The 9,214-nt window shown below is 69.0% G+C and carries 9 protein-coding genes; 8 read left to right on the forward strand and 1 reads right to left on the reverse strand.

Annotated features, from left to right (window positions below):
- Window positions 1-104: 104 nt before the first annotated feature.
- The 3 genes from GF399_03195 (at window position 105) to GF399_03205 (ending at window position 2,042) form a co-directional block, all read left to right on the forward strand.
- The gene (locus GF399_03195) at window positions 105-992 is read left to right on the forward strand and encodes a hypothetical protein (GenBank protein ID MBD3399318.1); all 888 of its coding nucleotides are present in this window, start codon (window positions 105-107) and stop codon (window positions 990-992) included.
- Window positions 993-1,133: 141 nt separating this feature from the next.
- Entirely contained in the window at window positions 1,134-1,274 is a 141-nt protein-coding gene (locus GF399_03200) for a hypothetical protein (GenBank protein MBD3399319.1), read from the forward strand.
- 111 nt (window positions 1,275-1,385) lie between these two features.
- Window positions 1,386-2,042 (forward strand): hypothetical protein, encoded by a 657-nt coding sequence (locus GF399_03205; protein ID MBD3399320.1) that lies wholly within the window; start codon window positions 1,386-1,388, stop codon window positions 2,040-2,042.
- On the opposite strand, the gene GF399_03210 is transcribed toward GF399_03205, so the two are convergent.
- On the reverse strand, window positions 2,039-3,361 hold the full coding sequence (locus tag GF399_03210; GenBank protein MBD3399321.1) for a tetratricopeptide repeat protein: 1,323 nt from the start codon (window positions 3,359-3,361) through the stop codon (window positions 2,039-2,041). The two genes, GF399_03205 and GF399_03210, sit on opposite strands and share 4 nt — an antisense overlap.
- 169 nt (window positions 3,362-3,530) lie before the next feature.
- On the opposite strand from GF399_03210, the gene GF399_03215 reads away from it, so the two are divergent.
- The 5 genes from GF399_03215 (at window position 3,531) to GF399_03235 (ending at window position 8,825) form a co-directional block, all read left to right on the forward strand.
- The gene (locus GF399_03215) at window positions 3,531-4,238 is read left to right on the forward strand and encodes a pyridoxine 5'-phosphate synthase (GenBank protein MBD3399322.1); all 708 of its coding nucleotides are present in this window, start codon (window positions 3,531-3,533) and stop codon (window positions 4,236-4,238) included.
- An 11-nt stretch (window positions 4,239-4,249) separates the two neighbouring features.
- On the forward strand, window positions 4,250-5,647 hold the full coding sequence (locus tag GF399_03220; GenBank protein MBD3399323.1) for a hypothetical protein: 1,398 nt from the start codon (window positions 4,250-4,252) through the stop codon (window positions 5,645-5,647).
- A 254-nt stretch (window positions 5,648-5,901) separates the two neighbouring features.
- Window positions 5,902-7,251, forward strand: coding sequence for a bifunctional folylpolyglutamate synthase/dihydrofolate synthase (locus GF399_03225; protein MBD3399324.1), 1,350 nt, complete (start codon window positions 5,902-5,904; stop codon window positions 7,249-7,251).
- Between the two features lie 101 nt (window positions 7,252-7,352).
- Window positions 7,353-7,865, forward strand: coding sequence for a hypothetical protein (locus GF399_03230; protein ID MBD3399325.1), 513 nt, complete (start codon window positions 7,353-7,355; stop codon window positions 7,863-7,865).
- 9 nt (window positions 7,866-7,874) lie between these two features.
- Window positions 7,875-8,825, forward strand: coding sequence for a hypothetical protein (locus tag GF399_03235; protein ID MBD3399326.1), 951 nt, complete (start codon window positions 7,875-7,877; stop codon window positions 8,823-8,825).
- Window positions 8,826-9,214 lie beyond the last annotated feature (389 nt).

A 9,214-nucleotide genomic window follows, 5' to 3' on the forward strand; every position in this document is an offset into this window, starting at 1 on the left:
ATGCAAAAACCGTGCCGGTTCCGGCCGGTGGTGATTGACGAAACCGCCGCCTTTTTTCTGAGTTCTCGCCGGGCACCGGTCATGGACAGACAACCGGGAAGGCGATGTCCCCATTCCGCAAAGCTAAGGCCCTCTGGCGTCTGGCCCGTCCGGGCAACGTGCTGCTGATCTTCGCCGCCGTCGTCGTCGGGGCGGTGCTGGGTGTGCCGCCCGCGGCCTGCCCGCTGGCCGGGGTGGGGGCGCTGTTGGGAACGGTACTGCCCGCCGCCGCCGCCCTGGGTCTGGTGGCCGCCGGAGGTTACGCCGTCAACGACCGTTGCGATCTGGCGATGGACAAGGTCAACCGCCCGCAGCGCCCCCTGCCCGCCGGGGAGCTCTCGCCCCGGACGGCGTCGCTCTTCGGCGGCTTCTGCTGGCTGGCGGCCCTGGGGCTGGCCTGGCTCGGACCCCGGGAGGGCTTCTGGATCGTTCCCGGCTGCATCGTTCTCTCCCTGGTCTACGCCCTGTGGCTCAAGCCGACGGGGTTGCCCGGCAACCTGGCGGTGGCCCTGATGACCTCGCTGGCGCTGGCCTACGGGGCGACGGCCCTCGGCGCCCTGGAGCTGGTGTTGCCGATCGCCGCCCTGGCCTTCCTGGTCAACCTGTCCCGGGAGCTCTACAAGGACGTCGAGGACCTGCCGGGCGACGAGGCCGCCGGCGCCCGCACCCTGGCTGTGCGTCTGGGCGGCCGGTGGACCCGTTTGATCGGCTCGGCGACGGCCTTTGCCGTGACCCCGGCCCTGTTGGCTTTCTACTTCAGCGGGGAGATCGGCTGGCTCGACGCCGCGGCCCTGGGGGCCGGTTTCGCCCTGCCGCTGATCGTCATCGGCGTCTACGGTCTGGGGCGTCCCGCCGAAGCCGGTCGGGTCCAGCGCTGGCTCAAGGAAACCATGTTCGCCGGGCTGGCCGTGCTGCTTCTCGGCCGGGCCCTCTTCCGCTTATTGTCGAACTGAGTCACGGCGCTGATGCTGTTGACGTTCAGTTATGGAACCACGCCGCAGGAGCGCGGCTGGGCCGGCTGGAGGATAAACTGGCAAAACGGCGGCGCCGAAGCTGAAGACCTATGACAAAGGGTCCTTGGCGAAGGAGCGCAGATGGGCCGGCTGGAGGATAAACTGGCAAAATGGCGGCGCCAAACTGAAGACCTTGACAAAGGGTCCTTGGCGCAGGAGCGCAGCTGGGCCGACTGGAGGATAAACTGGCAAAACGGCGGCGCCGAAGCTGAAGACCTATGACAAAGGGTCCTTGGCGCAGGAGCGCAGATGGGCTGGCTGGAGGATAAACTGGGAAAATGGCGGCGCCAAACTGAAGACCTATGACAAAGGGACCTTGGCGAAGGAGCGCAGATGGGCTGGCTGGAGGATAAACTGGGAAAATGGCGGCTGGGGATCGCCGCTGAAACGAGCGAGCGGGACGCGGCCTACATCGTCGCCGGTGCCGATGACCTGGCCGGGATGACCCCCGTCGAGCGGAGCGCCTGGACCGCCGGAGCCCTGGAACGCTTCAAGGAGCGGGTACCCGCTTCAGCCACGCGCCGGCGGTTGTTGACGAGCTTCAGTTGCAGTTACCTGGAGGAGGTCGAGCTGGGGCTGGGGCCGGAGCCGCTGGAACGGATGCGCAGCCTCTACCGGAAAACGGGGGACCTCGACGGCGTCCTGGCGGCGATGCGGGAAGCCAACGCCGTCGAGGGCCGCAAGCTCTACCCGGCCTTCGAGCGGCGCGGCGCGACCGTCGCCGTCACCAAACCGCCCCGGGATCCCGCCGCCTACGAGCAAGCCGCCACGCCCCTGGAGAAAAGGCGGGCGGCCTGTTTCTGCCCCCTGGCCGCGGCGGGCGCCGAGACCCTGCCGGAGGAGTACTGCTACTGCGGCGCCGGTTGGAGCAAGATCATCTGGGAGTTCATCCTCGAACGGTCCGTCGAGGTCGAGGTCAGCGGTTCGCTGATGGCCGGCGACGAGGCCTGCAGCTTTATCATCCGACCGAGCGCTCCGCCGGAGGGTTAGGTCGAATCGTCGTCCCCCGGCTCCGTTTCACCCGTCTCCATTTCACCGATGAGCAGCTCGAAGCGCGGATCGCTGCGCAGGGGGGCCAGGTCTTCGTCGCTCTCGACGGCCCGGCTCAGGGAGGGGTCCAGTTCCAGGGCCCGCTCGAGATACCCGAGGGCCGTCTCCCAATCCCCGTGCCGTACCGCCAGGCAGGCCAGATTGTAGCGGGGCAGCGGCAGCGAGGGGTTCAGCTCGGCGGCGCGGCGGAACTCCTCGGCGCCCAGCTCCTCGGCGCCCAGCCGACAGTGGGTCACGCCGGCGTTGTAGTGGGCCATGGCGAAGTCCGGATCGAGCTCCAGAGCCCGGCGGGTGTTGGCCAGGGCCTCCTCCAGTTTGTCCGTCCGCTCCAGCAGGCCCCCGAGGGTATAGTGGATGTCGGCGTCGTCGGGGGCCACCCGCAGGGCCTGGCGAGCGGCCTCGACGGCCTCGTCGAAGCGGCCCAGATTGCCCAACTGCTTGGCCAGCTCGACCCGGGCCGGAATCAGCCGGGGATGGTAGCGGACGGCGCGGTGAAAGCAGGCCGCGGCGGCTTCTCGCCTGGCCCGATCATCGGCGGTCAGCATGCCGCGGAAGTACCACTCCCGGGCCAGGGCGCGTCGCTCGAAGCCCAGCAGCGTCTGCGGCTCCTCCGGTTTTCGCGGCGGCCGGGTCAACCCCAGCAGCTCGTAGTAGGCCCGCCGGTCCTCCTGGGGCACGTCGGCCGAAGGCGGCCGGTCGAGGACATCGAAGCGCCCCAGGTAGCGGTAACGGTAGAGGGTGTTGGAGGCCAGCGCGGCGGCGACCTCGGTGACGGCTACACCGCCCGGCGGGGCCAGGTGCTGCAGGACGAAGGCCGTATTGATCGCCGAGCTGTACGTCGCCCCCTGCCGCAGTTGTTCGAACTGCTCGGCGATGACCTCGCCGTAGTGGACGGCGATGCGCAGCCGCAGACTGCCCCCGTGGAGGGCGTTGCGGGAGCTGCGCAACCGTGGAGCGATGAGCTTCCGCCAGCGGCTCTCCCAGCTGCGGGCCAGGCGCAGGGCCAGCAGCAGGGCCTCGTCGATGTCCCGCAGGATGAACAGGTTGCCGTCGCCGAGGTTGGTCGGCGGAAAGGCCAGTTGCCGTTCCGGATGCCGACCGCCGGCCAGCCGCAGGGCCAGACCGCTGTGTTCACGCAGCACCCGTCTGACCCAGGCGGCCGGCAGGTAGTGCATCGCGCCCTTCGAGCCGACCAGGTCGGTGAAGACGATGGGCAGGAAGTGTTGCGCGCGTTGAACGCGTTGTTCGGCTGTTTCCATCGCATCGACCTCGGGTGGATCGAACTGTTGCCACGAGCATTACAGCTCGGCGACCATTATCCAGTTTACCAACCGCCCGCTGTTCATTCAACAACACCAGCCGTTTACTGTCATCACCGTTACCGGTATAATCAACCGGCCCTTACCAAGGCGAAAGCGAGGAGCAGTCATGGCCCGTCTGGGCGTCAACATCGATCACATCGCCACCCTGCGTCAGGCCCGCCGCACCTTCGAGCCCGATCCGGTCAACGCCGTGGGCGTCGTCGAACGTGCCGGGGCCTTCGGCATCGTCTGTCACCTGCGCGAAGACCGCCGCCACATCTCCGACCGCGACCTGCGCCTGATCCGCCGGGTCTGCGCCGTCCATCTGAACCTCGAGATGGCCGCCGAGCCGTCGATCGCGGCCCTGGCCCGCGAGGTGCGACCGGACGCCTGCACCCTGGTTCCCGAGCGTCGGCAGGAAGTAACCACGGAGGGCGGTCTCAACGTCGTCGGCAACTACGCCCAGTTGGCGGAGACGGTGAACGGGCTGGCGCCGATCCGCTGCAGCGCCTTTGTCGATCCCGAACCCGAGCAGATCCGCGCCGCCCAGGAGGCCGGCTTCCATGCCGTCGAGCTGCACACCGGCGAGTACGCCAACGCCGCCGACGAGCCCGCCCGCCGCGCCGAGCTGGAGCGCCTGGCCGCCGGGGCCCGCCTGGCCGATGAGCTGGGCCTCTACGTTGCCGCCGGTCACGGTCTGACCTACTTCAACGTCACCCCCGTCGTCGAACTCGGCGTCTTCGCCGAATTCAACATCGGCCACTCGATCATCAGCCGCGCCGTTTTCACCGGTCTCGACGAGGCCGTGCGCGAGATGGTCCTGCTGGTCGGCTAGAGGTTCCTCAAATGCACCGCCGCCTGACAATTCTGCTGCTCTGTCTGCTCGCCGGGACGACGTCCGCCGTCCCCCGGATCGCCCTGGTGCCCCTGGTGCCCCGCGAAGTCGTCGCCGCCTTCGCCGACGGCGTCACCGCGGACCTGTCGAACCGCATCGCCCGCTCGGGTTGGTGCGATCTGCTCGACGGCGCGAGTATCGCCGCGGCCCTCGAGGAGCTGGACCTGGAGCCCGTCGAGCTGCTCGAGGAGCTCGACGAGGATGCGGAGCTGGAGAGCGCCCGTGAGCTGGCCCACTATCTCGACGCCAACTACCTCCTCTGGGGCGCCCTCGAGGGCGGCGACGGTTTCGCCGTCCGGCTGTGGTGCCTGAAGCGCCTTGACGGCCGCATCGTTCTCCAAGCCGTCGAGACGGCGACGAGCGTCGGCGCCCTGGGCGAGGCCGCCCACCAACTGGCCCGCCGTCTGGCCGCCGGCCCCGGCGGGATGCCGGTGACCCTCCCCGCTGAGCCGCCCCGCCCCCGCCCCGTCGACGACGACCCCGGCCGGCTGGCCTATTCCCTCCACGAGGGCGAGGTCTACCTGATCGACGCCGACGGCGCCAACCTGCGCCAACTGACCCTCGACATGCGCGCCGGGGACTGGACACCGACCGCCTCCCTGTCACCCGACGGCTCCCGGGTGGCCTTCAGCTCCGCCGTCGACGGCGACGGCGAGATCTACGTCATCGGCATCGACGGCGGCTTTCTCCAGCGCCTCACCGATAACGACTACTGGGACGACTACCCCAGTTGGTCCGCCGACGGCGCCGCCGTGGCCTATTACACTCAGTCCGCGGATTCAGTCTCCATCCGCCTGCATAATCTGGAGACCGGCGAGGAACGCGAGCTGTCCAGCGGTCTGGCCGCCCAACGCTCGCCCTCCTGGAGCCCCGACGGCTCCCTGATCGCCTTCTACGATCCCTCCGGCGCCGGACAGCTCAGCATCATGCGCGCCTCGGCCTCCGAGGGCCGTTGGCTGTCCAACGACTCCACCGCCGATTGGGCCCCCGCCTGGCACCCCGCGGGGACCTACATCGCCTTCAGCACCTACACCGACGACAACCTCGAGCTCTACCTCGTCGACGAATACGGCGAGAATCCCCAACGGTTGACCGAGAACAGCGTCCGCGATATCTCGCCCTGCTTTTCCGGCGACGGCCGCTTCCTCTTCTTTCAGCAGGGTCGCGACGTCCGCGGCCAGCTCTACTCCCTCGAACCGGCCACCGGGGAGATCCGCAAGCTGACCCTCCACGGCGGCTGCCACCCCTCCTGGGGCCCCTCGTGGCGCCCGGGGACGCCGAGCGCCTCCAGCGAACCGGAACCTCCAGAACCCAACCTCATCGACCAGGCGCCGACCGCGGACGGCTGACGCCGCCGACGGGAGACCTTTGCCCCGCCCCGGGGCCGATTGCACGCCGATCAACTCCGCAGCGGCCGGAGCCGGCACGGTTTTTGCATCTCGGCGACCGTTAGACCGCTGAAAACGGTCCGCCTCCGCAAAAACCGTGCCGGCTCCGGCCACCGCTGCGGCGACCGACGCGCCGGCGGGGGCAAAGGTCTCCCGCCGGCGGTCTTAATCTCGCGCGCTGCCGCACCCCGTCGACCCGCAGGGAAACGAGCCTGATGGATTTCGCCGCCGCCCGTGATTACCTGTTGTCCTTCGCCGACTACGAGCAGAAGGATCGCTTCGCCTACGGCACCCGGACCTGGAACCTGCGGGCCTTTCGGGCCTTTCTGGACGAGTTGGGCGCGCCGGATCGCTCGTTGAGGGTGGTCCACGTCGCCGGGACGAACGGCAAGGGCGTCGTGGCGGCGGCGGTCGGCGCCCTGTTGACGGCGGCGGGGGAGCGGGTCGGCCTCTACACCTCGCCCCACCTGGTGACGCTGCGCGAGCGGGTGCGCGTCAACGGTGCGATGATCGCCGCGGCGCAGTTCGCCGCTCATGTCGAGCGACTGAAGGAGCTGCAGGAGCGGATGGGCCACGGCGTCGACGGCGGCTATCGTACGACCTTCGAGCTGCTGACCGCCCTGGCCCTGCGATACTTCGTCGAGGCGGGTTGCCGTTGGGCGCTGCTCGAGGTCGGCCTGGGCGGACGCCTGGACGCCACCAACGTCGTCGAGCGCCCGGCGCTCTGTTTGTTCAGCCGGATCGCCCGGGACCATGAGAACGTTCTCGGCCGGGGGTTGCAGCGGGTGGCCGTCGAGAAGGCGGGCATCCTCAAGCCCGGCGTTCCGGCGCTTTCGGTGGCGCAGGAGCCCGTGGTCGAGGAGGTCCTGCGCGAGCGGGCGGCGGAGTTGGGCTGTCGGCTGGGTTTCGTCAAACCGGGTCGCGAACTGACGCTGAGCGACGACGGCCGGGTCGCTTACCGGGGGCGGCCGACGGTTCTGCGCGGCGCCTTCCAGCGGGACAACCTGGCGCTGGCCCTGGCGGCTTTACGCGGTCTGGCGGGGCGGTTGGAGTCGCCGGCGGTCGAAGACGTCCCGTGTCGTGGGTTGGCGGCGCTGCGTTGGCCGGGCCGGCTGGAGGTCGTCGGCCGGGAACCGGCGGTGATCCTCGACGGCGGTCACAATCCGGCGGCCCTCGAGGCGGCGCTGGAGCACATCGCCGCCCGGAGCGCCGGGCGCCGCCTCGGCGTTTTCGGCGCTTCGGCCAACAAGGACCTGGCGGCGCTGACGCGGCCGCTGCCGCAGGTCTTCGATCACCTCTATCTCTGTGCCGCGCCGACGCCCCGGGCGACTCCCCCGGCCGACCTGGCCGCCCTGTTGCCCACGGAACGGACGACGATCGTCGGGGAGGGCGTCGCCCGGGCGCTGGAGTTGGCCCTGGCCGCGGCCGCTCCCGCCGATCTCGTCGCCGTGCTGGGCTCGCTGTACGTCGTCGGCGAGGCCAAGGCTCACGCCGCCGAACTGGGCCTGGACGGCTCGCTGGAGGTTTATCGTCCACGCGAAGATGATGCTGCCGGGACCGATTGACCCGGCGAATGAATCTTGCAAGATGACGAGCCATCGGCTATACTCTATTAATTCGGGACGCGAGGAACGTGCCCGCTAACAGGTAAACCAGGAGGAACGCCATGCGCAAGCTTACGATCCTGATCCTGCTCGCCGCCCTGGTCGCCACAGCCGGTCCCCCGGCCCTGGGCGGACCCGCCGGACCCTTCGTCGCCAACCTGCCCGGCGTCGCCGTCAAGGCCGACCTGCCCGACGGCTGGAGCAAGGACGGCGGGGCCACCACGCCCAACAAGTTCGTCCTCAAGGGCCCGAACGGCGCCAGCATCACCATCACTCTGCTGCCCGCCGCCCAGAGCGTCGACGCTCCCAAGACCGACAGCATCTGCCGGGATCGCCTGACCCAGCTGGCCCGCGTCGAAAGCGTCGGCACCCGAGTGGCCCACGGCACCGCGGCCGCCGTCTCCTACACCGCCCGCACCGCCGTCGGCTCCGACGGCAAGGCCCACGGCGTCGGCGTCGTCGGCAGCTCCGTGGCCGGCGTCCTCTTCCATCTCGAAGGCCCGTCCAGTGCCCTGGCCAACCTGGGCGACGATCTGGCCTCGATCATCAAATCCGTCAGCATCAACGAGCGCTAGCCCGTTGCGATCAATGACCGAGTCCGGCCCCGTCGCGGGCCGGGCTCTGTTATAATCATTCCCGAGGCCCCACGCCCGCGAGGAACCGTGCGCATCGCCTACACCTCCGATCTGCATACCGACCACTCCCCGGAGAACCGCCGCCTGCTCGAGCTGCTGGCCGAGCGGCTTGTCCGGGAAGCCCCCGACGCCTTCGTCCTCATCGGCGACATGGCCAGCCGGCCGACGGTTATCGGCGAATCCCTCGCCCGCCTCGCCGACACCCCGGGAGACAAGCTCTTCGTCGCCGGCAACCATGACGTCTGGGTTTCGCTGCGCGAGCAGCATCGTGGTGTGGACAGCTTCCGCCGCCTCGACGAGGAGCTGCCCGCCCTCTGCGCCGAGCACGGCTGGGTCTACCTCGACGCCGGTCCCCACCGCGTCGGCGACACCGCCTTCGTCGGCGGGATGGGCTGGTACGACTACGAGCTGCGCAACCGCGCCCGCGACGGCGAGATAACCCTCGAGCACTTCCGTCAGAAATCCTACGGCACCTGGCGCTGGGGCGACCTGCACTACGCCCGCTTCCCCGCCGACTCGACCGACGAGCGCCTCTCCGACCCCGCCCTCTGCGAGTTGCTGAGCGAACGCCTGCGCCGACACCTCGCCGAGGTCGCCGCCTTGGACGTCGACCATGTCGTCGCCGCCTTCCACCACCTGCCCTACGACGCCCTCCAGCCCCCCGGCCGCCTGCCCTGGGACTTCTTCCTCGGCTTCGCCGGCTCGCCGCGCTTCGGTAAGCTGCTGGACACCGAGGATCGCCTGGCCGCCGTCCTCTTCGGCCACGTCCACATGAAGCTCGCCCTCTTCACCCCCCGGGGCGTGCCCCTGCGCTGCTCGTGTGTGGGCTACGCCCGCCACTGGCCGGAGAAGGATCTGAACCTGGTCCTCGACCGCTCCCTGGCCTTCATCGAGATCTAGCGGCGGGCCTTGACGATTTGCGCTGTCGGTTTATCCCGGAACGGGCCTTGGGCCCGTCCCGGTTTTAGCTATCTGGTCTCGCCCCGCTCCGCCCTCCCGGCCCCGTCACGGTTCTTGCGTTCCGCAGACCTCCCTTCGGCGGGAGGTCTGCGGGCAAGAACGCGCGCCGGGGCCTTGCGTTAGTTCCCTCCCGCGCCGGTTAATGTGTCGCGGGCCCTTGACGGGGGGCTTTCTCGGGGCTATATTTCAAAGGGATACCTTAACGCTTATGGATCATCATATATCGTGATAATCTTGTAGTCACGAGAGTTACCAGGATGCTATCATGCCACAAGTAAAGGAGGCGATGTGGCAGATGGCTTAAAGAGTAATCCCGACAGGCATGTCAA

It is taken from the genome of Candidatus Coatesbacteria bacterium (assembly GCA_014728225.1).
Lineage (GTDB): Bacteria > RBG-13-66-14 > RBG-13-66-14 > RBG-13-66-14 > RBG-13-66-14 > WJLX01.